The organism is Aeromonas sp. 601039, assembly GCF_049174415.1.
Lineage (GTDB): Bacteria > Pseudomonadota > Gammaproteobacteria > Enterobacterales > Aeromonadaceae > Aeromonas > Aeromonas veronii_A.
This window is the reverse complement of record NZ_JAAKTL010000004.1, coordinates 194051-214992: the sequence shown is the minus strand read 5'-3', so window position 1 is coordinate 214992 and position 20942 is coordinate 194051. Positions and strand designations below refer to the sequence as shown.

The following is a 20942-nucleotide window of genomic DNA, read 5'->3' as shown; positions in this document are numbered from 1 at the left end:
TTTTTATAGAGACTAGAAAATGAAATATAACGAAAGTAATTTAGATAGGCATTTAAGGGGATGGTTTCAAAATGATTACTCTCATCAATTACTGAGAGCGATTAATCTTTCTGAGGGGTGTTTAAGAGGACTCAGTCGATTTAAACTTGATTTTGAATTTCCTATCACAGCCATTGCAGGTAAAAATGGGGTTGGGAAATCGACTATTTTGGCTTTGGCTAGTTGCGCATATCATGGCAAAAAGGGAGATTTTAAGCTTCCAAACCGTAGAATGCCATATTACACATTCGCAGACTTTTTTATTCAACACTCTGAAGACATACCACCAGAAGGTATTAGCATCAGATATTTTATAGCTAATGACCGCTGGCGAGTAACAGAAACCTTCCCTGAAGGTAAAGGTATTGGTTATCAAGTAAGAAAGAAAAAGAGAGGAGGTAAATGGAATGATTATGGTGATCGGGTTAAGAGGAATGTAGTTTTTTTGGGTATTGATAGAATAGTCCCACACAATGAAAAGAGCCAATCTAAAAGTTACTCAAGGGCCTTTTCTGACGCGGGTATTCAGGGCTGGGAAGGTAAAGTAAAGCAAGCGGTTGGCGAGGTTTTGGGTAAGGAATATGAGGATTTTAAGTTCGTATCATATTCAAAGTATCGGCTACCTATAGTTACATGCAATGGGAAAAAGTATTCTGGTTTCAATATGGGGGCTGGTGAAAATGCTTTGTTTGAGACATTTTCTGTTATGTTTTCAGTCTCAGAGGGAGCTTTGGTTGTTATTGATGAAATAGAGCTTGGTTTGCATGCTGAAGCTCAAAAGAAATTCATTCTTTTACTAAAGAAAATTTGTAAGGAGCGAAGAATACAAATTATCTTTACCACTCATTCTAAAGAAGTTTTTGGATCATTGCCTGATGATGCTAGGGTGTTCATCGATCAGGTTAATGGTTGCTCAAATATATTGAAAGGTATATCTCCAGAGTTTGCATTTTCGAAATTGAGTGCAGAGTCATCCAATGAATTGTCTCTATTGGTTGAGGATGATGTCGCAAAAAATATAATTCAGATGGTAATTCCAAAGCCATTAAGAACTCGAATGAATATAGAAGTAATTGGCTCGGCATCAGCACTTTCGAGACAGTTATCGGCTAATTTTAACCGAGACAAAAAAGAAAATATTCTGGTGCTTTTTGATGCGGACCAGAGAGTAAAAGAAAAACATAATGTCAATCATGCCTATGAAATGACGGAATCTAGCGATGATAAAGAACAGGTTAAAGAGTGGCTAAAGACCAGGATGTTATATTTGCCTGGAGATACATGGCCGGAGCGATGGCTTATAGATAAAACTTTAGAAAAAGTTGATTTGGCCGCACTTCATTTTAATATTGAGGTCGGTGATCTTACAGATATAATCAGAGGCGCTAGAAATGCTGAGAAGCATAATGAGCTGTATGTAGTTGCAGAGAAAATTGGTTTGGATGAGTCGAGTGTATTAAACATCATCAGTAATTTTGTTTGTTCACAGTTTAAACAAGAGTTTGATGAAATTATTGATTGTTTAGGTCGTCAAATATGATCTCGTAGTTTGTTGGTGCGTATATCTCGTATGTTGGGCTTCGCAGGCTCAGCACCAATCTACCGATTGTGTAGGTTGTGGCTGAGCGTAGCGAAGCCCAACGTTTACCGTGAAATCTCTTTTTCTTTCCCCTTATCCCCAGCCCTTCTCCTCCTTTTTTAATCAATGGGAGAAGGGAGCAATGCCGTTACCGCAGTCCGATTACGCTTCGCTAATCGAACTTACGAGAGGGCCAGGGTGAGGGGAGCATTCAGGTATTAGATTGTCAGCTCCAGCCGGTTGCCTTCAGGATCGAGGAAGGTGCTCTCGTAATAGCCGTCGCCGGTCCAGCGGGGGCCGTCCAGGTGTTTCACCTCGGCGCCCTTGAGCAGCTTGAGGCGGGCGCTCATCTTGTCCACCTCCTCCACGCTGCCAAGGGAGAAGGCGAGATGGGCCAGCCCCTGCAACGGGTGTGGCAGAGTGAGATCTGCCGGAAACAGTATGGGGGTGTGCATCAGCTCCAGGCTGGCGCCCCCTTCGAAACGCACGAAGTAAGAGCTGAACTGTTTGCTCGGGTTGTGATAGCGCTCATTGGCCTGCCCGCCAAACAGGGTGCAGTAGAATGCCTTGAGTGCCTCCAGATCCTGCGCCCAGATGGCGACGTGATGGATATGCATGGCTGGTCTCCTGTGACTCGATGCCCTTGATGCTATGCTGGGGCCTGTCCCTTCGACATGGCTGAGCCCGTCCTGATGATGTCTGAAACTGCCAACACCGAGATTATCGATGTCTCCCCCGACTGCCGCGAGCAGATCTGCTGTGACAGCCTGTTGCCGGCCCTCGCACAGGAGCAGGTGTGGCTGGCGGGCTATTCCCGTCTCAAGACCCGCTACCGCATCGCGCGCCGCTTTGCCGATATGCACTGTTTTCTGCTGACCCTGGGCGGTGAGGGGGAGGTGCAGGTGGGCGATCGCCGCGAGCGGTTGCAGGTCGGCGAGTGGGCGCTGATCCCGGCCGGGGAGCCACTCTGCTATCAGTTGAGTGAGCCGTTGAACCAGCAGGTGAATAAGGGGAGTGAGTGGGAGCTGGTGTGGCTGCTGCTGCACAAGGATTCCCCCTGGGATGCCTTCGCCAGCCACCCCCGGCTCGGTTGTACCTCCCAGCAGGCCACCGTACTGCGCACGATCGAGAACCTCTATGCGGAGCAGGAGCGCCATCAGGACCCGCTGCTCAGCGCCCTGCTGGTTGAGCAGCTCGGCTTTTACCTGCGCCGTCTGTTGCAAAAGGGGGAGGGGCAGCGGCGTGGCGAGCGGCTGGCGCTGCGCCTCGAATTGCTGCTCAAAGAGGCGCTGACCGAGCCGTGGGACATAGCGCGCATGGCTGGCGCCCTGCATCTCTCCGAGCGCCAGCTCTACCGGCTCTGCCAGCAGCACTTCGCGCTGGCGCCCATGGCGCTGCTGCAACGGCTGCGGCTGCAGCGGGCGGCGCTCTTGCTGGCCAGCCGGGCCGACCCGGTGAAGCTGCTGGCCGAGCAGTGCGGCTTCAAGAACGAGTACCATTTCTCCACCGCCTTCAAACGCCAGCATGGCCTGGCGCCCAGCCACTATCGCAACCTGCATCATCCTGCCTTTAAAACCGGACAAGGGTGAAATATTGAGCCACACTGGTTGCTAATGTTATTCAGACGAACCCGATGGCGGCCGATAACCGGAACAAGTAGTGGCGGTTTTCATCGATCAACGGATAGCGGACTGTGCAGCCGTCTGCCGCTATCATTTCTCAACATCAGGCTGGAATGCCCCGCGCCCCAGCGGGGCGGCAATACAAGGATGGTCTCCCATGCTGCAGGACAGCGACACGATCAGGATCTCGGATGTCAGCGAAGCCGTGGTACATGGCATTCTCGAGGTGATCAGCGATGGCATCTGGGACTGGAATGCCAACACCGGTTTCGTCTATCGCAACCCGGGCTGGTACCGGATGCTGGGCTACGAGCCCCATACTCTAGGCAACAATGTCTTCACCTGGGAGAGTGTGATCCACCCCGACGACATGGATCGGGTGATGGCGAGCTTCGATGCCTATCTGAGCGGCGCCGCCCCCGACTACCGTGTCGAGTATCGCTGCCGCAGTCGCGGCGGAGACTATATCTGGATCGAGGATTGCGGCCGCATCATAGAGCGCAATCCCGATGGGTCTGTGGCGCGGATGATCGGCGCCCATCGCAATATCCACGCCAGCAAGTTGCTGCTGGAGCAGCTGGAGCTGCGCAATCAGTCGCTGGAGCAACTGGTGGCGGAGCGCACCGCCGAGCTGGTGCGAGTCAACGAGGCACTGCAACAGAGGGTGGAGGAGAATCGTCAGCTGGCGGAGACTGATGCCCTGACCGGTGCCGCCAGCCGCTATCGGCTGGAGCGGGCGTTGCAGCTGGAGTGCGAACGGGCGCGCCGCTTTCACTTGCCTTTTACCGTGATTGCCATGGATGTGGACAACTTCAAGCAGATCAATGACAGCTATGGCCACAATATCGGGGATCAGACCCTGATCAACATAGTGGCGCTGGTGCGCGACCATATCCGCGAGATTGATCTGCTGGCTCGTTGGGGTGGCGACGAGTTTATGGTGCTGCTGCCCAATACCGGCCGTGAAGATGCGTTGGTGGTGGCGAACAAGTTTCAGGCGTTGATGGTGACGAACCCCATCTGTCCCCGCGGTGTCACCACCATGAGCTTCGGAGTGGCGGAGTATCAGCAGGGTGAGCAGAAGGAGAGTCTGATGGTGCGTGCCGATCGGGCGCTCTATCAGGCCAAGCAGCAGGGCAAGAATCAGATCTGCTGATGGCACATCAGCCAATAGAAGGGCCGCAGGCGTGAAACCTGTGGCCCTTTTGCATTGTTACTGACGCGGCGCGACTTAGAAGTGGTAGCGCAGACCCAGCTTGAGGGTATCCAGAGAGTAGTGCTCATCACCCAGGCTCAGGGCGTTGAACTGGCGCTCGTAACCGATACCGACAGAGAAGCTGTCGTTGAAGGCGTAGTCCAGACCCACTTCCAGATTGGGGTGTACCTTGCTCTTGGTTTCGCTGCCACTTACCTGACCGCTCATACCGAGGATGGTGGCATTGCCGACAACTTCCACTTCGGTGCGAGTGTAAGCGATACCCGGTTTGGCATAGGCGCTGAAGCCCCAGGCCAGCGGATGGCTCAGCTTGGCGGCCAGGCTGATGCTGCGGGTGTCGATGGTGGTGTCGGCAAAGCCGGTTGCAATCGGGGAGGTCACCCAAGTCAGCTGATCCATCTGCTGGGCGTGCAAGCCACCTTCAATGGCCAGCCAGGGTTTGAAGCTGTAACCGACGATCAGGCTGCCGCCGTCGAGCTGGTCGTCGATCACTTTGGCGTCATAGGCGTCTTTGGCTGCACCATCGAGATCCATCTTGGAGGTAGTCAGATCCAGACCTGCATACCAGCCTTCAGCATGGGCGCCGCCATTCATGGCCAGAGCAAGCAGGGAGAAAGCGGCAATTTTATTAAACTTGTTCATGGATAAATAACCTTGTGTTGCGTGAACTGCGTGTGATTTATATTGCTCAATCCATGAAGCTTTTTATATTTCCGTCATTGCTCTGCTTTCACAGAGGGGCCGCAGTATAGTCAGCGTATTTCTGAATAACAAGAGAGTGATCCCCCCATTCTTCTAAATATGACTGGCTGCAAGCAGGGGAATTTTGTTTAATAAATGGTGTTATTAGAGTTTTAGCTTTATTGAGATTTAAATAATTAACTGGTGAGGCAAATGACCGGATGCGAGTTCTATTTTGATTCTATGTGATTGATTTTTATCAGCATTGAATTTTCATTCGAGCGTGGCCATGATGAGCTGTCTAAAAATTGGCATCTCAGATGTCACTGATTGGCATCAGGTTCTTTTCGATGATTTTTTGAACGCATCACAAGGTGAAACCATGAGAAAAAAATCTATCTTATTGCCTGTTTTTTGCTCTTTTTGAGGTTTGGGATTGTTCCCATCGTGACTTTTGGTGGTCTTTTGAGGCTGTTTTTGCGTGGGCTATGCTACCCACCAGATACGCGAATGGGCGCTTGTGGGTGGCTTTTCTCTTCACCCGGTAGCAGTTGTTGGGGTGGCATGGGGTGTGATAAGCAGATATGGGGCGTGCGGCCAGATTAATTTTGTTTGCTTATATATGCAAGCCATTTAAAAGATAAGTTTTTGATGTTTTAAATTACTTGATTATATTTGTTTTTATATTGAGTGAAGCTTTCCAAGTAAGCCATTTAAATATATTTAATGGCAATGAGACGGTATTAAGGATCGTTTAGGATACCTTGCCAGAGAGGTCGTAGTGGCTGGCGCATCAGTGGGCGGCGGGTGGCCTGTGACACTTCCCCTTGCCGGGGCCCTTGACCTGACCTGCGAATTCAGGGAAAAGAAAAGGGCGGTGCTATCAGCGCCGCCCAATGCCAGGAAAGAGAAAAAACCTTACGGTTTAAAAGATAAAAATTTGGAAGCAAACAATCGATTTCTCAACCAGGAAGGGTCTTGAATTCGATACGTTTCGATTATGCGCGATGTTCTATGCAGCACTAGCAAAATGTTTGCGGGTTGAAAGATATGCACTGTCTGGTGTCAGATTTTGCTACCTCATCGTTCAACTGGTCTGTCCTGATGGGTGTTATAGGCGATTTTTTCTCTAGGCTGTTTTTTCGGTGTCAATATCTGAGCCTTGAAGGTAAAAACAGGTCAGAAGCTGACTCGGCATAACCATGCAATGAAAGTGCGATAACAAGGAAGAGTGGCATGACCTACAGCCAGACCCTGGCCAACAATATTCTCGACACCCTGAAGAAGACCCTGACCGACAAGGGGATCCGCTATCAGACCCTGGCAGAAGCCATGGGTGTCTCCATCGCGACCGTGAAACGGATGATGAACAAGCCCTCGCTGCCGTTCGATACTCTGCTGGAGATCTGCCATTTGGTGGGGCTCTCGTTCGAGGAGTTGCTGGATCGCACTCAGGACGCCCAGAGCCGCCGCGCCGTCTTCACTCAGGAGCAGGATGAGGCGTTTCACAACGAGCCGGGGCTCTACGCCTTTCTCGCCAATATCTTCTGGCGCGACAAGACGCTGATCGATCTCAAGCGGGAGTACGGCCTGACCGATGCCTCCTGCTACCTCTATCTGCGCAAGCTGGAGAAGCTCGGCATTTTGCAGCTTGGTATCGACAACAGTTACCACTTCCTGATCAGTGAGCGGATCAGCTTCGAGCAGCACAGCCGTTTCGCCCGCCAGCAGGCACGGCAGGCGATGTCGGTGCTGGGGGAGTATCTGGTGGAGAACATGCACAAGTCGAACAACTATATGGCGCTCTGCCAGTTGCACCTCAACGAGGGGGAGGCGATGGCGCTGATCGACCGGATGAAGGAGTACTGGCATCAGGAGATCAAGCTCAACCGCCCCGCCATCGGCCAGCAGGAGCACGCCAAGACCTACACCATGTCGCTGCAACTGGCCGACTGCGGCTACCAGAGCTTCGACGACATGATCCCCAATATCGACAACTGATCCCGGCGGATCCTGCGGGATCCGCTCTGTTGGCTGGAGTCTAATCGGCGACCCGGGTTTGTTGCAGCTTGCCTGCGATCGGTTGCAGCGCCCGGGTATCGAGACAGATACGGATGGCATCCGGCCGCCAGTGCTCGATATCACAATCCACCAGAGCACCCCGCTCGTCGTAGTTGACCCGCACCAGCCGCAGCACCGCGCTCCCCTCCGCCAGATTGAGGGCGCGGGCGATGGCGCCGCGTGCCGCCGAGGGGGTGATCTCGAGACTCGCCCCGCCCTGGCCTATGCCATAGCGCTGCTGATAGAGCTCGGTGAGGGAGCTGGCCAGCGGTGCGCTGGCGATATCGGGAAAGCGGCTCGCCAGCAGGTGGTGGCTGACATGCAGCACAGGGCGACCGTCGATCAGCCGCTGGCGGCGGATCTCATAAAGTGGAGTGAAGGGTTCCAGCCCCATCCTGCGACACAGTTCGCTGCTTGCAAGTTCGCTGCCGTGGGCCAGCACCCGGGTTTCGGCGGTGCGTTGTTGTTCGCCGATCCACTGGTGAAAGTGGGTGTGGATGGCGGGATCGTAGGTGAGGCGGGGTGGCGCCACAAACCAGCCGCGCCGCTCGGCACGGTAGATAAGGCCGTCTGCTTCGAGGCTGGAGAGCGCCTCCTTGATGGTGATGCGGGTGGTGGCGAAACGCTCGCTCAGGGCCCGTTCGGCGGGCAGCTGCTGCCCGGCCCCCAATTGGCCGCTGCCGATATAGCGGCGCAGGGTCTGGCAAATCTGTTCGCACTTGGAGGAGGAGCGGCCATCGGCCATGCTCTGTTCGTTCACTCTCTGCTCGCTCAATCTCGGCTCGGTCACACTCTTGTCCCTGTTGCTTATTCAGAAGGCGGGTGGCTGGCCAATCCCTTACTGGAGTAGTCCAGCCTCACTCGGGTTCAGAGTTGTAACCGCTGTGGATGACAGCGCCATGACAGGGTGATTGTCATCAAACTGCCATTAAAGCGCCCCGCCACCGTCACAATTCCCCTCTAGCATCCCTCTCGAACCTTAACTGACCTAGTCCAGAGGGATGGGATGATGAAAAGCGTGATCGCAAGTGCACTGGCCATGGTGGCCATCAGCCAACCGTTGTTTGCTACAAATAGCTATGCAGCCGAAAATATCGCGGATCTCGAAAAGGCCGCCCGTGGCGAAGGCCAGCTCCACAGCATCGGCATGCCCGACAGCTGGGCCAACTGGAAGGATACCTGGCAGCAGCTGGGCAGCATCTACGGCATCAAGCATCAGGATACCGACATGAGCTCGGCGCAGGAGATCGCCAAGTTCGCCGCCGAGAAGGCCAATGCCACCGCCGATATCGGTGACGTGGGCGGCGCCTTCGGTCCGGTTGCGGTCAAGCAGGGTGTTACCCAACCCTACAAACCCTCCACCTGGGCCGATATTCCCAACTGGGCCAAGGACGCCGACGGTCACTGGATGCTGGCCTATACCGGCACCATCGCCTTCCTGATCAACAAGGATCTGGTCAAGGCCGCCCCCACCAGCTGGCAATCCCTGCTGGGTGGCGACTACAAGGTGACCCTGGGTGATGTGGGCGTTGCCTCCCAGGCCAACAACGGCGTGCTGGCGGCGGCCTATGCCACCGGCGGCAGCGAGAAGAATCTGAAACCTGCACTGGAGCTGTTCGGTCAGCTGGCCAAGCAGGGTCGTCTCTCCCTGAACGATCCCACCATCGCCAACATCGAGAAGGGTGAGGTGGAAGTGGGTGTGCTGTGGGACTTCAACGCCCTCAACTACCGCGACCAGATCGACCCCAAGAAGTTTGAGGTGGTGATCCCGAGCGACGGCTCCGTCATCGCCGGTTACACCACCATCATCAACAAGTGGGCCAAGAACCCCAACGCCGCCAAGCTGGCCCGTGAATACATCCTCTCCGATGCCGGTCAAATCAATCTGGCCCGCGGCTACGCCCGCCCGATCCGCAGCAACGTGACCCTGCCGGATGATGTGAAGGCCAAGCTGCTGCCGGCCGAGCAGTACGCCAATGCCAAGCCGGTGCAGGATCACGCCGCCTGGGAGCAGAGCTCCAAAGCCCTGCCGCGCCAGTGGCAAGAAACCGTCATGATCAACATGCAGTAAGGGAATCCAGTGCAACACAAGGTGATAGTGGTACTTGTGGATGGTCTGGCAGCCGAGGTAGCCCACACCATGGGCTACCTCGGTGGCATGGTGGAGGCGGGGCGGGGCCTGCATACGACCCTGAATGCTGCCCTGCCGTCTCTCTCCCGACCCCTCTACGAGTGCATCCTGACCGGCGTGCCGCCGGTGGTGAGCGGCATCACCCACAACGGGGTGAGTCGCCTCAGTCTGCATGACTCCATCTTCCATCTGGCCCGCGCCGCGGGTAAACGCACCGCAGCGGCGGCCTACCATTGGGTGAGCGAACTCTACAACCGCAGCCCCTGGCTGGCTGCCCGTGATCGCTTTACTCATGACGAGCAGTTGCCGATCCAGCACGGCTGCTTCTACTGGGATGACAACTATCCCGACAGCCATCTGCTGATGGATGGGGAATGGCTGCGCAGCCAGTACGATCCCGATTTTCTGCTGATCCACCCGATGGGGGTGGACGATGCGGGCCACAAGTTTGGCCTCGATTCCCGCCAGTACCGCAATCAGGCGCGCCGCATGGACAGCCTGCTGGCCGATCTGCTGCCCCAGTGGCTGGCGGAGGGGTATCAGGTGGTGATCACCTCGGATCACGGCATGAACAACGATCTGAGCCACGGCGGCACCCTGCCGGAAGAGCGCACCGTGCCACTCTGGCTGTTTGGCGATGCCTTTATCGAGCGCTGGCCGGATGGGGTGGTGATCGCCCAGACCCAGCTCTGCGCCCTGATGGCGGATCTGCTGGGCATCCCCCACGACAAGCCGGCAGCGCCACCGCTGCTCAAGGCGGCCTTTATGCGCGAGGTGCACTGATGATGCCTGCCACCACCGAGATCCTCGTGGATCAACCCGTGGCCACCAAGCTCCGGGTGCGCCGCCACTGGCTGCCCGCACTGGTATTGCTGCCGTTTATCCTCTTGATGATACTGTTCCAGCTCGCTCCCATGGTGTGGGTGCTGGTGGGCAGCTTTCAGGCCCCCGATGGCTGGGGCCTCGACTACTACCGGGAGATTTTGAGCTCCCCCTTCTACCTGCAATCGTTCGGCAACTCGCTGCGCATCGCCGGTATCGCCAGTCTGGCGGGGCTTGCCATCGGCACCCTCGGGGCAGCGGCGCTGCGCCACAGTGGCGAGCGGGTAAAACGGCTGCTGCTGGCCTTTGTCACCATGACCGGCAACTTCAGCGGGGTGCCGCTGGCATTCGCCTTTATCATCATTCTCGGCATCAATGGTGCGGTGACCCTGCTGCTGAAATCCTGGGGATTGATCGACGGCTTCAACCTCTACTCGGGGTCGGGCCTTATTCTCATCTACACCTATTTCCAGATCCCGCTCGCCCTGCTGCTGCTCTACCCGGCCTTCGATGCGCTGCAGGATGAGTGGCCGCAAGCGGCCGCGCTGCTCGGCGCGAGTAAGGGGCAATATGTGTGGCACGTGGCGCTGCCGGTGCTGACGCCTGCGCTGCTTGGCACCCTGATCATCCTGTTTGCCAACGCGGTGGGGGCCTATGCCTCTGCCTACGCCCTCACTACTGGAAACTTCAATCTGGTGACCATCCGGGTGGCGAGTCTGGTCTCCGGCGACATCTTTCTCGAGCCCAATATGGCGGCGGCGCTGGCGGTGATCCTGATGGTGCTGCTGGGGGTAGTGACGGCCGCCAACCAGTGGTTGCTGAAAAAGAGCTATGTGAACAAGGGGCAATCCCATGCATGATTTGACGCCGCGCTGGCCAAAGTGGGTGCTGGGTGGGCTGGTCGCCACCCTGCTGCTGCCGCTGCTGGCCACGTTTCTCTACTCCATCTCTACCCGCTGGGGGGCGACCCTGCTGCCGGATGGCTTCACCCTCGACTGGTATCTCAAGCTGTGGGGCGATCCGCGCTTTCTGGCGGCTTTTGGCCGAAGTCTCCTGGTCTGTGTCGCCACCCTGATGCTGGGGACCCTGGTGCTGGTACCGACCGTGCTGGTGGTGGCCTACTACTTCCCAAAGCTGGATCCCTGGATGAACCTGCTGATCCTGCTCCCCTTCGCGGTGCCACCTGTGGTCTCGTCGGTGGGGCTGCTGCAGATCTACGCCGATGGTGTTCTGCCCATTATCGGCACGCCGTGGATCCTGATCGGCACCTGGTTCACCGTGGTGCTCCCCTTCATGTACCGGGCACTGGCCAACAGCCTGCAAGGGGTGCCGCTCAGGGATTTGATGGATGCCGCTCATCTGCTGGGGGCCAGTAGTCGGCGCGCCTTTCTGTTGGTGGTGATCCCCTGCCTGCGCAAGGGCCTGCTGGCGGCGCTGTTTCTCTCGCTCTCCTTCCTGCTCGGCGAGTTCGTGTTTGCCAACATGTTGGTGGGCACCCGCTACGAGACCCTGCAGGTCTACCTCTACAACATGCGCGCCACTTCGGGCCACTTCACCAGTGCGCTGGTGATGAGCTACTTCCTGCTGACCCTGCTGCTCACCTGGGCGGCCAACAGATTTCATCGGTGAATCAACATGTTCCATCTAGAAGTGAATCAACTGCACAAATCCTACGGCGACACCCGGGTGTTCGAGGGGATCGAATTCGGCATTCGCAAGGGGGAGCTGGTTACCCTGCTCGGCCCCTCCGGCTGTGGCAAGTCCACCCTGCTGCGGGCGCTGGCCGGGCTCACCCCGGTGGATGGCGGTCAGGTGCGGGTGGCCGGTGAAGATATCACCTGGCAGGCGCCCCAGAAGCGCGGCATCGGCATGGTGTTCCAGAGCTATGCGCTGTTCCCCAACATGACGGTGTGGGACAACGTTGCCTTCGGCCTCAAGGTGAAACCCCAGCCGGGACGGGATCTCGCCGCCAGCGTGCAGGAGGCGCTGGCGCTGGTGGAGCTGACCAGTTTCGAGCGCCGCTATCCGGCCGAGCTCTCCGGCGGCCAGTGCCAGCGAGTGGCGCTGGCCCGGGCGCTGGTGGTGCAGCCGCGGATCCTCTTGCTGGACGAGCCGCTCTCGGCGCTGGACGCCCGCATCCGCCGCAGCCTGCGCCAGCAGATCCGCGAGATCCAGCAGCGCCTTGAGCTCACCACCATCTTCGTGACTCACGATCAGGAGGAGGCACTGACCATGTCGGATCGGATCTTCCTGATGAACAAGGGATCCATCGTCCAGAGCGGCACGCCGGAGGAGATTTACACCCGCCCTGCCAGTGAGTTTGTGGCGGGCTTTATCGGCAACTACAACCTGCTTGGCGCCGAGCAGGGCAAGTCGCTGTTTGGCCCCCGTTTTCAGGGCAAGCTGGCGCTGCGGCCGGAGTCCATTACCCTGCTGCCCGCAGGGGCGAGCAGCAGCGAACCCAGCCTGCCCGGCATCGTTCGCCAGCAACAGCTGCTCGGCAACGTGATCCGCTATCAGGTGGAGTGCGAGGCGGGGCTGTTGACGGTGGATTGCCTCAACCGTTCGGCTGGCGATCTGCTGGCCACCGGCAGTGCTGTAACCCTGGCGGTGGCCCGGGATCAACTCTGTGAGGTAGCATGACGCCTCGTTTCATTTTCGTTGTTACCGCAAGGAGCCCTCATGGCACTGGCACTGTTTGATCTGGACGAGACCCTGATTGCGGGGGATTCCGCCAGCCTCTGGCTGGAGTACATGGTGGCCGAGGAGCTGGCCCCCGCCAGCCTGATCGCCGAGGAACAGGCGATGATGTCCCTCTATCATCAGGGCAAGATGGATATGCACCAGTACATGGCCTTCACCCTGCAACCGCTGGCGGGCAAGACGCGACAGTGGCTCGACTCGCTCTCTACCCGCTTTGCCGAGCAGGTGCTGCGCGAGCGCCTCTACCCCGAGGGGTTGGCGCGCATCGAATGGCATCGGGAGCGGGGCGACGATCTGGTGCTTATCTCCGCCTCCGGCGAGCATCTGGTCGCCCCCATGGCGAAGATGCTGGGGATGGATCACTGCGTCGCCATTTTGCTCGATGAGGAGGAGGGGATGCTGACCGGCCAGACCCGCGGCACCCTCAGCTTTCGCGAAGGCAAGGTGGCCCGTATCAACCAGCTGTTTGCAGGCAGGGAACATCTCTGGCAGGGGAGCTTTGGCTACAGCGACTCCCACAACGATCTGCCCATGCTGCGGGCGGTGAGCCATCCCCATGCGGTCAATCCGGCCCCCGCGCTGCGTCAGCAGGCCGAGGAGCTGGGCTGGCCGGTGTGGGAGTGGCAGCGCTGAGTCGCGCGCCACACTGGCTTAACGTGCGGCAAGAATAGCGACATAAACAACAGAGAGAGGCAGTTGCCTCTCCCTTGTCTCCTTCCCCCTGTTGTGCTCACCCCCCCTCCTGCCGGGGGGGCCGCCGGGTAGAATCAAGGTTAGGGGAAGGATCCTCTTCCGTCACGTCGCAGGTGCGACGCTGGGGGAAGCAGATGCGATTTTTCCCCTCCCGCTTGGCCTGATAAACCCCGCTGTCGGCCAGTTCTATCAGCTCCTTGGTCGAGAGCCCGGAGTGGCTCAAGGCCACCCCGCCGCTGAGGGTAATGGTCAGTTCCGGCTCTCGCCATTCCAGTTGAGTGACCGCAAGTCTGAAGCTCTCCAGCAGCGAGGTGGCCTCACTCATTTGCATCTCCAGGCGCAAGATCAGCACCAGCTCCTCGCCACCGTAACGACAGAGCCAGCCCCACTGGTCAAACATTTTCATGCCCAGCTTGCTCACCCGTTTGAGCACTATATCCCCTGTTTGGTGGCCAAAGGTGTCGTTGACCTGTTTGAAGTTATCGAGATCGAACATCACTACCAGGAAGGGGGCACCGCTGCTGAGCTGTCTCTGCAGGCACTCGTCGAAGAAGCGGCGGTTGTAGAGACCGGTGAGTTTGTCCTGGTTGGCTTGCTGGCGGATCTGGGCAAAGTCCTGACTGGCGGCATCCATCTCTTCATAGACCTTGGCCAGCTCCAGCATGCGGCTGCCATTATAGGCTATCCCGCCGGAGCGGCTGGTGCGGATCAGCAGGGTGATCTCCCCCAGCATGCGGCGGAAGTAGCGGGCCCAGAGCAGGGCTAGCAGCAGATAGAAAAAGCAGGCAACGGCAATCATCAGCTGCACGTTGATGGAGACGCTGTCGATCACCTGCTGCATGCTGGCGGTGGGCTCGACACTGAGCAGGAACCAGCGCTGCTCGGGGACACGGTAGTAGGAGACCATCATGCCGCTGGCATCGTCGAGGAAGAAACCTTGCGGCTGTTGCATGTGTGCCAGCCATTCAGGGTGGGTGAGCGGTTTGAATACTTGTTCGCGATCCGGGTGAGCCAGCACCAGCCCGTCATGGTTGATCAGGATCTGATAGCCCTTGCCCAGATGATGGCTCTGTTCATGCCGGTTGTTGAGCCAGTTGGCGAGCGGGGTGAGCTGGGTATCGAGGGAGAGCACCCCCACTCGCTTGCCGTCAGGGTCTTGAATTACCCGGGCCAGCGCCATGGTGAGGGTACCCAGGGTGTAGTCGTAATAGGGATCGGTCCAGACGATCCGATTCGGGTGGCTGGCTGCCAGCAGATACCAGGGGCGAGTTCTGGGATCGAACTTCTCGTCCGCCTGCCAGGTGGGGTGGATCAGCATCTGGCGATGCTCGGTTCCTACATAGACGTAGTCGAGCTCCATCACCTCGTGATAGGCCTGCCACTGTTGCAGGTAGCGCTCGCCGTTACTGATCGCTGGGCCGCTGAAATCCTGATAATTTACCTGCTGATAAATAAGCGTAAACTGGCGTTTGAGGGTCTCCAGATAGGGTTCGAGCAGGGTATGGAGATATTGGGTGTTGCGGGCAATCAGGTTTTGTTGCTGCTCGAGGCGCAGGGTACGTTCCATATGCAGGTAGTAGATGCTGCCGAGCAACACTACGGGAATAAAGAGCAGGAGGAGGCCTAGCCGCATGCGGGTGATTAAAGACCAAGTGTGCTTGGGCTTGGCGGGGGACATGCACAGATCCTTTTCAGCTCGGGTGTCACCAGCATATATGATGCCGTCCCGCCCGTCTAAAGGCAGAAAATGAGATCCGTTCAATGCTGAACCCCACGTTGCTCCTGATGGCTCACTACGGCGGCATCATGCTGTTGGTCCTGGCGCTCTGTGTCGAGTATCTGATCTTTCGTCGCGGCCTGAATATGTTGCGGGTACACCGTCTGCTACTGGCAGATGGGGTGGCGGCGCTGGCGCTCTTCTCCATCTTTGCCAGCGGTTGCCTGCTGGCCCTCGAACACGCCAGCTCGGTGGCGCAGCTCTTTGCTCATCCTGCCCACGGTCTCAAAGTGGCGTTGTTTCTGCTGATTGTCGGCTCCCTCGACTATCCCAGTCGCCTCTTCTATCGCTGGCGTCGTGCCCTGCGTCTGGGCAAGGCGCCGATGATCTCGATCCAGCAGTACTTCCGGGTGGTCTGGATCCTGCGGGGCAATCTGGTAATGGTCGCCCTGCTGGCCGTGCTGACAAAACAGCTATCGCTCTAAAGACAAGAGGGTAGGGAGGCAGGTATCTTGGATTGGATAACCCGTCACGCGCCGATTTAAGGAAGAATCGCCATGCGCTCCAATCTGATGTTGCTGATGGCTGCCACCATCTGGGGTATGGGCTTTGTCGCCCAGCGCCTCGGGATGGATCATATGGGGCCCTATACCTTCAATGGCCTGCGCTTTCTGCTCGGTGCCTTCTCCCTGCTGCCGCTGCTCTGGTGGCTCAAATCCCGTCAACCAGTGGTCGCCACTGGCGACCATCGCCAATTGCTGACCGGTGGTGTGCTGGCCGGACTGGTGCTGTTCTGTGCCGCATCCCTGCAGCAGGTGGGGCTGCTCTATACCACTGCCGCCAAGGCCGGTTTCATCACCGGGCTCTACATCATTCTGGTGCCGGTACTGGGGCTGCTGCTGCGGCACAAGACGGGTACCAATACCTGGATTGGAGCCCTCATTGCCCTGAGCGGGCTCTACGTGTTGAGCGTGACCGACGAGTTCACCATCGGTTTTGGCGATCTGCTGCAGGTGATTGGCGCCCTGTTCTGGGCGATCCATCTGCTGCTGGTGGATCACTACTCCAACCGGGTGGCCCCCATCAAGCTGGCTTGTGTGCAGTTTGTGGTGTGCGGCCTGCTCAGTCTCGCCACCGCCTTTGTCATCGAAACTCCGACCGTGGCTGGCGCAGTAGCTGGCTGGCAGGCGCTGCTCTATGCCGGGCTGGTGTCGGTCGGGGTGGGTTATACCCTGCAGGTGCTGGGGCAGCGGGGCGCCCATCCGGCCCACGCCGCCATCATCCTCAGTCTGGAGACCGTCTTTGCCGCCGTGGGGGGCGTATTGCTGCTGGATGAAACGCTGGACGAGCGTGCCATTGCCGGTTGCGCCCTGATGCTGGCGGGGATGCTGATCTCCCAGATCCGGCTGCGCTGGTGGTGGAAGTCGCGCCGGGACAAGGTGCCTGCGACCAAGTAAACCGCGCTCGCTGCATAACAAAAACGCCCCGACTATCGGGGCGTTTTGCATGGCGGCTGTTGGGTCAGGGGCGCTGATCCAGCTCGTGCTCCAGCTCCAGCTCTACCGCCTTCTGACGGGCCGGATGGGTATTGAGGCGTTCCCAATAGGCTTGCAGATGCGGGAAGTGGGCCAGCTGGCCGCTTTGCGCCAGCAGATCCACCAGGAAGGAGTTCATGATGTCGGCGCCGGAGAGGCGATCCCCCACCAGATAGTGGCGATTCGCCAGTACCTCATTGAGGTAGCCCAGCACTTTGGCACACTCCGCCCTGGCGTAGTCCGGCAGGAAGCGCATCGGGCTGCCATCCTTGCGCACAAACATGTCGAGCAGCAGCGGCAGAATCCCCGAGCTCTCGGCAAAGTGGAGCCACTGCAGGTATTCGGGATACTCCGGGCTATCTGGTGCCGGAGCCAGCCGATCGGCGGCGTAGCGGGCGACCAGGTACTCGGTGATGGCGCCCGATTCTGCCAGTACCCGGCCGTCGAACTCGATGACCGGCGACTTGCCGAGGGGATGGATGGCTTTCAGCTCGGGCGGTGCCAGAAAGGTGGTGGCATCGCGCTGATACGCCTTGATCTCATAGGGCTGGCCCAGCTCTTCGAGCAGCCAGATGATGCGTTGGGAGCGGGATTTGTTCAGGTGGTGCAGGACTATCATAACGACCTCGATTCGGTGGCAGGGTGGGGTATACGAACGGGCGAGGGGGGCAGTTCACCGGCAGTGAAAAAAAGAGCGGGCTTGATGCCCGCTCCCTCGTTGACTGACTCAGGCCTCCAGCGCCTGATCCAGATCCGCCAGAATGTCCTCGATCGCCTCGATCCCCACCGACAGCCGGATCATCTCGGGTTTCACCCCGGCTTTGGCCTGCTCCTCCTCGCTCAACTGGCGATGTGTGGTGGAGGCCGGGTGGCAGGCCAGCGACTTGGCGTCGCCGATATTGACCAGCCGCTTGAAGATTTTGAGTGCATCGTAGAAGCGCACGCCCGCCTCGTAGCCATCCTTCAGACCGAACGAGAGGATGGCCGAGGGGCGACCAGCCATGTACTTCTCTGCCAGCAGATAGTGCGGGTGACCCGGCAGACCGGCGTAGCTGACCCAGGCCACTTTGGGATGATGCTTGAGGTGGTGGGCGACCCGCAGGGCGTTGTCGACGTGGCGCTCCATGCGCAGGCTCAGGGTCTCCAGCCCTTGCAGCAGCAGGAAGGCGTTCATCGGCGCCAGCGCCGCGCCGGTATTGCGCAGCGGCACTGTGCGTACCCGCCCAATAAAGGCGGCCGGGCCAAAGGCCTCGGTATAGACCACCCCGTGGTAGGAGGGTTCGGGTTTGGTCAGCTGGGGGAAGCGCTCGGCGTGATCCGCCCAGGGGAACTTGCCCGAGTCGACGATGACGCCACCCAGCGAATTGCCGTGGCCGCCGACATATTTGGTCAGGCTGTGGACCACGATGTCAGCGCCATGTTCGATGGGCTTGCACAGCACCGGGGTGGCGACCGTGTTGTCGACGATAAGCGGCACGCCACGGGCGTGGGCTGCCTTGGCCAGCGCGGCCAGATCGACGATGTTGCCCGCCGGGTTGCCGATGCTCTCGCAGTAGACCGCCTTGGTCTTGTCGTCGATAAGGGCGGCGATGGCTTCGGCGCTGTCATCCTTGGCAAAGCGCACCTCGACCCCGAAACTCGGCAGCATGTGGGCGAACAAGGTGTAGGTGCCGCCATAGAGCTGGGGCGTGGAGACGATGTTGTCACCGGCTGCGGTCAGCGCCTGAATGGCGTAGGTGATGGCGGCGGAACCTGCCGAGACCACCAGTGCGGCGATCCCCCCTTCCAGCGCGGCCATCCGCTGCTCCAGCACATCATTGGTGGGGTTCATGATGCGGGTGTAGATATTGCCCGGCACCGCCAGATTGAACAGATCCGCCCCGTGCTGGGCGCTCTCGAACTCGTAGGCCACCGTCTGGTAGATGGGCACGGCGACCGCCTTGGTGGTGGGGTCGTTGGAAAAGCCGTGGTGCAGGGCCAGGGTCGCATCTTTCATCACACACTCCTTGTTGGATGTTGCTTATGGCATTTATAGATGGATAGACGTCCAATCTATCAGGCCCGTGGCCGATGTAAACAGCAAGATCCGGCAAAGCAATGTCGCCCGCAGGGGATGCGCGTCCCGAGTGGCTGGCATGGCCCGCACTCAGAGACGACGGCGATACTCCTTGTCATCGATCTGGTTCATATCCCACTGCATCAGGCGGTTGAGCTGCTGCATGGGATCCTCGATGAGCGCCAGCGGGCGCGGCAGGATCCGCTTGAAGTAACGGCGCAAGGTCTGCTGGACCCGGTTCGGTTTGAGGGGGTTGGCGTGGCTCATGATGGTGCTCCTCTACTGTGGTTCTCACGTTCATCAGCAGTATTGAGCTAAAATGCGGAAGTAAAAACTGATGACTTATAGCAACAGGATTTCCTCTTTTATGCCGACCGGTCGCCTTTACCAGCAATTTCAACGACTCGCCCAGCTGCTTGGCAGCGACGAGCGGGAGATCAGCCTCGCCGAGGTGGCGGATCTGCTCTGCTGCACCCCGCGCAACGCCCGCCTGCTGCTGCGGCGGATGCAGGATCAGGGCTGGCTCAGCTGGTCGGCGGAAGCGGGGCGGGGGCGGCGCTCCCGGCTCACCCTGCTCGATAGTCAGGAGAGCCTGACCCGGCGCCGCTTGCGAGATCTGCTCAGTCAGGGCCAGCTGGCACAGGCGGTGCGGCTGGCCGAGGATCGCCTCGATCTGCTCACTCCGCTGCTGATCGAACAGCTCGGTCAGGCCACCCGTGAGGGGCGCCAGATCCTGCGGGTGCCCTACTACCGGCCGCTGCCGCAGTTGCTGCCCACCGGCCCGATGCGCCGCTCCGAAATTCACCTGAGCCGCCAGATCTTCAACGGCCTCACCCGGCGAAATGAGGAAAATGGGGAAATCGAAGGGGATCTGGCCCACCACTGGGAGTGTCTGGGCCCCTGTCACTGGCGCTTCTATCTGCGCCCGGCGGTGCGCTTTCACCACGGCCGCGAGCTGGTGGTGGAGGATGTGATGGAGAGTCTGCGGGCCCTGCGGGATCGCCCGCTGTTCGCCCATCTGGATCGGCTGGAGAGCCCTTGGCCGCGCACGCTGGATCTCTATCTCGACAGCCCGGATCCCTGGCTGCCCCACCTGCTGGCGGAGCCGGTGGCGACCATTTTGCCACGGGAGCTCAAGGGGGAGGCGGGCTTTGCCCTGCAACCGGTGGGCACAGGCCCATACCGGGTGGCCGCCAACGATCCCCTGCATCTTTGCCTTGCGGCGTTTGACGACTACTTCGGCCTGCGCGCCCTGCTCGACGAGATCGATATCTGGATGCTGCCTGAGCTGGCGGAGCGGCTGGAGAGCCACCTGCAGCTGGGGCGCGACAGCCCCGAGCTCGGTACCATGCGCGGCGAATCGGAGCTGGAGTCGGGCTGCTACTTCCTGCTGCAGGACGATCGTTCCGGATCCTTGCAGGATCCCTCGCTGCGCCAGTGGCTCGGCCAGCTGCTCAATCCGGTAGCCCTGATGGGGCGGGTCGCCCCCGAGTTGCAACGGGGCTGGACCAGCGCCCTCGGCCTGCTGCCCCACTGGCGCGAAGCACTGCCCGCGCCCTTGCCCACACCGGCGCAGTTACCGACGACTCTAGTGCTCGCTTGTTTCAACCAGCATCTGGAGTTCAACGAGTGTGCCAACGCCATGAGCAGCCTGCTGGCCGAACAGGGGATCAGGCTGGAGGTGCGCACCCTGGATTACGGTCGCTGGGTGAGTGGCGAGGATGAAGACGTGGATCTCTGGCTCGGCACCCTCAACCTCGAACATGCCGGCCCCTTTGCCCCCTACGCCTGGCTGCAGGGCACCCCGTTGCTGCGCAAGGTGTGGGGCAGTCAGCATGGGTTGTGGCAAGGCTTGATGCAGTGGCGGGCCAGCGGTGCCGAGCCTGGTCCCCGCGCCCTGCTGGCAAGGGTGCAGCAGCAGAGCTGGTTTGTGCCGCTGTTTCACCACTGGCTGGAGCTGGAGAGCCGGGTCGGCGTGCACGGGGTGCGGATGACGGCGCTCGGCTGGTTCGATTTTCGCAGCGCCTGGTTGCGGCCGGAACTGGCTGTCAGCGCTTGGGATAAGACGGGGAGGCTTGAGTCCTGAT

20 protein-coding genes are annotated in these 20942 nt (G+C 58.9%); 13 read left to right on the top strand and 7 right to left on the bottom strand.

What is annotated here, in order from left to right; translation table 11 throughout:
* Positions 1-19: 19 nt before the first annotated feature.
* Entirely contained in the window at positions 20-1579 is a 1560-nt protein-coding gene (locus tag G5195_RS05870; RefSeq protein ID WP_421235934.1) for an AAA family ATPase, read from the top strand.
* 257 nt (positions 1580-1836) lie between these two features.
* Here G5195_RS05870 and G5195_RS05865 read toward each other — a convergent pair whose 3' ends face one another.
* On the bottom strand, positions 1837-2235 hold the full coding sequence (locus G5195_RS05865) for a VOC family protein (protein ID WP_421235933.1): 399 nt from the start codon (positions 2233-2235) through the stop codon (positions 1837-1839).
* A gap of 75 nt (positions 2236-2310) precedes the next feature.
* On the opposite strand from G5195_RS05865, the gene G5195_RS05860 reads away from it, so the two are divergent.
* The gene (locus G5195_RS05860; protein ID WP_421235932.1) at positions 2311-3207 is read left to right on the top strand and encodes an AraC family transcriptional regulator; all 897 of its coding nucleotides are present in this window, start codon (positions 2311-2313) and stop codon (positions 3205-3207) included.
* A gap of 190 nt (positions 3208-3397) precedes the next feature.
* On the top strand, positions 3398-4396 hold the full coding sequence (locus tag G5195_RS05855; RefSeq protein WP_216952682.1) for a sensor domain-containing diguanylate cyclase: 999 nt from the start codon (positions 3398-3400) through the stop codon (positions 4394-4396).
* A 75-nt stretch (positions 4397-4471) separates the two neighbouring features.
* Here the strand turns inward: G5195_RS05855 and G5195_RS05850 are convergent, their stop codons facing one another.
* Positions 4472-5098, bottom strand: coding sequence for a porin family protein (locus tag G5195_RS05850; protein WP_421235931.1), 627 nt, complete (start codon positions 5096-5098; stop codon positions 4472-4474).
* 1275 nt (positions 5099-6373) lie between these two features.
* Between G5195_RS05850 and G5195_RS05845 the strand changes: the two genes are divergently transcribed.
* Positions 6374-7138 carry a helix-turn-helix domain-containing protein gene (locus tag G5195_RS05845; protein ID WP_005336490.1) on the top strand — a complete coding sequence of 255 codons (765 nt, stop codon included), beginning with the start codon at positions 6374-6376 and terminating at the stop codon, positions 7136-7138.
* 40 nt (positions 7139-7178) lie between these two features.
* Here G5195_RS05845 and G5195_RS05840 read toward each other — a convergent pair whose 3' ends face one another.
* Complete coding sequence (locus tag G5195_RS05840) at positions 7179-7943, bottom strand: UTRA domain-containing protein (RefSeq protein ID WP_421235942.1); 765 nt, start codon at positions 7941-7943, stop codon at positions 7179-7181.
* Positions 7944-8207: 264 nt separating this feature from the next.
* On the opposite strand from G5195_RS05840, the gene G5195_RS05835 reads away from it, so the two are divergent.
* The 6 genes from G5195_RS05835 to G5195_RS05810 are packed head-to-tail and all read left to right on the top strand — an operon-like array spanning position 8208 to position 13487.
* Positions 8208-9269 carry an ABC transporter substrate-binding protein gene (locus G5195_RS05835; protein WP_031227932.1) on the top strand — a complete coding sequence of 354 codons (1062 nt, stop codon included), beginning with the start codon at positions 8208-8210 and terminating at the stop codon, positions 9267-9269.
* A gap of 9 nt (positions 9270-9278) precedes the next feature.
* Complete coding sequence (locus tag G5195_RS05830; RefSeq protein ID WP_115522169.1) at positions 9279-10112, top strand: alkaline phosphatase family protein; 834 nt, start codon at positions 9279-9281, stop codon at positions 10110-10112.
* On the top strand, positions 10112-11011 hold the full coding sequence (locus G5195_RS05825; protein ID WP_421230861.1) for an ABC transporter permease: 900 nt from the start codon (positions 10112-10114) through the stop codon (positions 11009-11011). Before G5195_RS05830 ends, G5195_RS05825 begins: the two co-directional genes overlap by 1 nt.
* A complete protein-coding gene (locus G5195_RS05820; protein ID WP_204380513.1) occupies positions 11004-11780 on the top strand; it encodes an ABC transporter permease in 777 nt (258 codons plus the stop codon). Before G5195_RS05825 ends, G5195_RS05820 begins: the two co-directional genes overlap by 8 nt.
* A 6-nt stretch (positions 11781-11786) precedes the next feature.
* Positions 11787-12794, top strand: coding sequence for an ABC transporter ATP-binding protein (locus tag G5195_RS05815; protein ID WP_421223617.1), 1008 nt, complete (start codon positions 11787-11789; stop codon positions 12792-12794).
* A 39-nt stretch (positions 12795-12833) separates the two neighbouring features.
* Positions 12834-13487: an HAD family hydrolase gene (locus tag G5195_RS05810; RefSeq protein WP_421223615.1), complete on the top strand. Its 654-nt coding sequence runs from the start codon at positions 12834-12836 to the stop codon at positions 13485-13487.
* Positions 13488-13584: 97 nt separating this feature from the next.
* Here the strand turns inward: G5195_RS05810 and G5195_RS05805 are convergent, their stop codons facing one another.
* A complete protein-coding gene (locus G5195_RS05805) occupies positions 13585-15225 on the bottom strand; it encodes a diguanylate cyclase (protein ID WP_319920358.1) in 1641 nt (546 codons plus the stop codon).
* An 83-nt stretch (positions 15226-15308) separates the two neighbouring features.
* On the opposite strand from G5195_RS05805, the gene G5195_RS05800 reads away from it, so the two are divergent.
* Positions 15309-15749 (top strand): DUF2214 family protein, encoded by a 441-nt coding sequence (locus G5195_RS05800; RefSeq protein ID WP_421223612.1) that lies wholly within the window; start codon positions 15309-15311, stop codon positions 15747-15749.
* Positions 15750-15821: 72 nt separating this feature from the next.
* Complete coding sequence (locus G5195_RS05795) at positions 15822-16721, top strand: DMT family transporter (RefSeq protein WP_216952690.1); 900 nt, start codon at positions 15822-15824, stop codon at positions 16719-16721.
* A gap of 64 nt (positions 16722-16785) precedes the next feature.
* Here G5195_RS05795 and G5195_RS05790 read toward each other — a convergent pair whose 3' ends face one another.
* From G5195_RS05790 to G5195_RS05780, 3 genes are all read right to left on the bottom strand, one after another.
* A complete protein-coding gene (locus G5195_RS05790; protein ID WP_421235930.1) occupies positions 16786-17418 on the bottom strand; it encodes a glutathione S-transferase family protein in 633 nt (210 codons plus the stop codon).
* Positions 17419-17526: 108 nt separating this feature from the next.
* Positions 17527-18795 carry an O-acetylhomoserine aminocarboxypropyltransferase/cysteine synthase family protein gene (locus G5195_RS05785; RefSeq protein WP_064339193.1) on the bottom strand — a complete coding sequence of 423 codons (1269 nt, stop codon included), beginning with the start codon at positions 18793-18795 and terminating at the stop codon, positions 17527-17529.
* A 150-nt stretch (positions 18796-18945) separates the two neighbouring features.
* Positions 18946-19122 (bottom strand): hypothetical protein, encoded by a 177-nt coding sequence (locus G5195_RS05780; protein ID WP_216952692.1) that lies wholly within the window; start codon positions 19120-19122, stop codon positions 18946-18948.
* Positions 19123-19222: 100 nt separating this feature from the next.
* Here G5195_RS05780 and sgrR point away from each other — a divergent pair, with 100 nt between their 5' ends.
* Positions 19223-20941 carry an HTH-type transcriptional regulator SgrR gene (gene sgrR, locus G5195_RS05775; RefSeq protein ID WP_421235929.1) on the top strand — a complete coding sequence of 573 codons (1719 nt, stop codon included), beginning with the start codon at positions 19223-19225 and terminating at the stop codon, positions 20939-20941.
* Position 20942: the final 1 nt, after the last annotated feature.

Excerpts from the sequence above, each read along its gene's own strand:
- G5195_RS05870 (WP_421235934.1), top strand. The coding sequence starts at position 20 with ATGAAATATAACGAAAGTAATTTAGATAGGCATTTAAGGGGATGGTTT.
- G5195_RS05865 (WP_421235933.1), bottom strand. The coding sequence starts at position 2,235 with ATGCATATCCATCACGTCGCCATCTGGGCGCAGGATCTGGAGGCACTC.
- G5195_RS05860 (WP_421235932.1), top strand. The coding sequence starts at position 2,311 with ATGATGTCTGAAACTGCCAACACCGAGATTATCGATGTCTCCCCCGAC.
- G5195_RS05855 (WP_216952682.1), top strand. The coding sequence starts at position 3,398 with ATGCTGCAGGACAGCGACACGATCAGGATCTCGGATGTCAGCGAAGCC.
- G5195_RS05850 (WP_421235931.1), bottom strand. The coding sequence starts at position 5,098 with ATGAACAAGTTTAATAAAATTGCCGCTTTCTCCCTGCTTGCTCTGGCC.
- G5195_RS05845 (WP_005336490.1), top strand. The coding sequence starts at position 6,374 with ATGACCTACAGCCAGACCCTGGCCAACAATATTCTCGACACCCTGAAG.
- G5195_RS05840 (WP_421235942.1), bottom strand. The coding sequence starts at position 7,943 with ATGGCCGATGGCCGCTCCTCCTCCAAGTGCGAACAGATTTGCCAGACC.
- G5195_RS05835 (WP_031227932.1), top strand. The coding sequence starts at position 8,208 with ATGAAAAGCGTGATCGCAAGTGCACTGGCCATGGTGGCCATCAGCCAA.
- G5195_RS05825 (WP_421230861.1), top strand. The coding sequence starts at position 10,112 with ATGATGCCTGCCACCACCGAGATCCTCGTGGATCAACCCGTGGCCACC.
- G5195_RS05820 (WP_204380513.1), top strand. The coding sequence starts at position 11,004 with ATGCATGATTTGACGCCGCGCTGGCCAAAGTGGGTGCTGGGTGGGCTG.
- G5195_RS05815 (WP_421223617.1), top strand. The coding sequence starts at position 11,787 with ATGTTCCATCTAGAAGTGAATCAACTGCACAAATCCTACGGCGACACC.
- G5195_RS05810 (WP_421223615.1), top strand. The coding sequence starts at position 12,834 with ATGGCACTGGCACTGTTTGATCTGGACGAGACCCTGATTGCGGGGGAT.
- G5195_RS05805 (WP_319920358.1), bottom strand. The coding sequence starts at position 15,225 with ATGTCCCCCGCCAAGCCCAAGCACACTTGGTCTTTAATCACCCGCATG.
- G5195_RS05800 (WP_421223612.1), top strand. The coding sequence starts at position 15,309 with ATGCTGAACCCCACGTTGCTCCTGATGGCTCACTACGGCGGCATCATG.
- G5195_RS05795 (WP_216952690.1), top strand. The coding sequence starts at position 15,822 with ATGCGCTCCAATCTGATGTTGCTGATGGCTGCCACCATCTGGGGTATG.
- G5195_RS05790 (WP_421235930.1), bottom strand. The coding sequence starts at position 17,418 with ATGATAGTCCTGCACCACCTGAACAAATCCCGCTCCCAACGCATCATC.
- G5195_RS05785 (WP_064339193.1), bottom strand. The coding sequence starts at position 18,795 with ATGAAAGATGCGACCCTGGCCCTGCACCACGGCTTTTCCAACGACCCC.
- G5195_RS05780 (WP_216952692.1), bottom strand. The coding sequence starts at position 19,122 with ATGAGCCACGCCAACCCCCTCAAACCGAACCGGGTCCAGCAGACCTTG.
- sgrR (WP_421235929.1), top strand. The coding sequence starts at position 19,223 with ATGCCGACCGGTCGCCTTTACCAGCAATTTCAACGACTCGCCCAGCTG.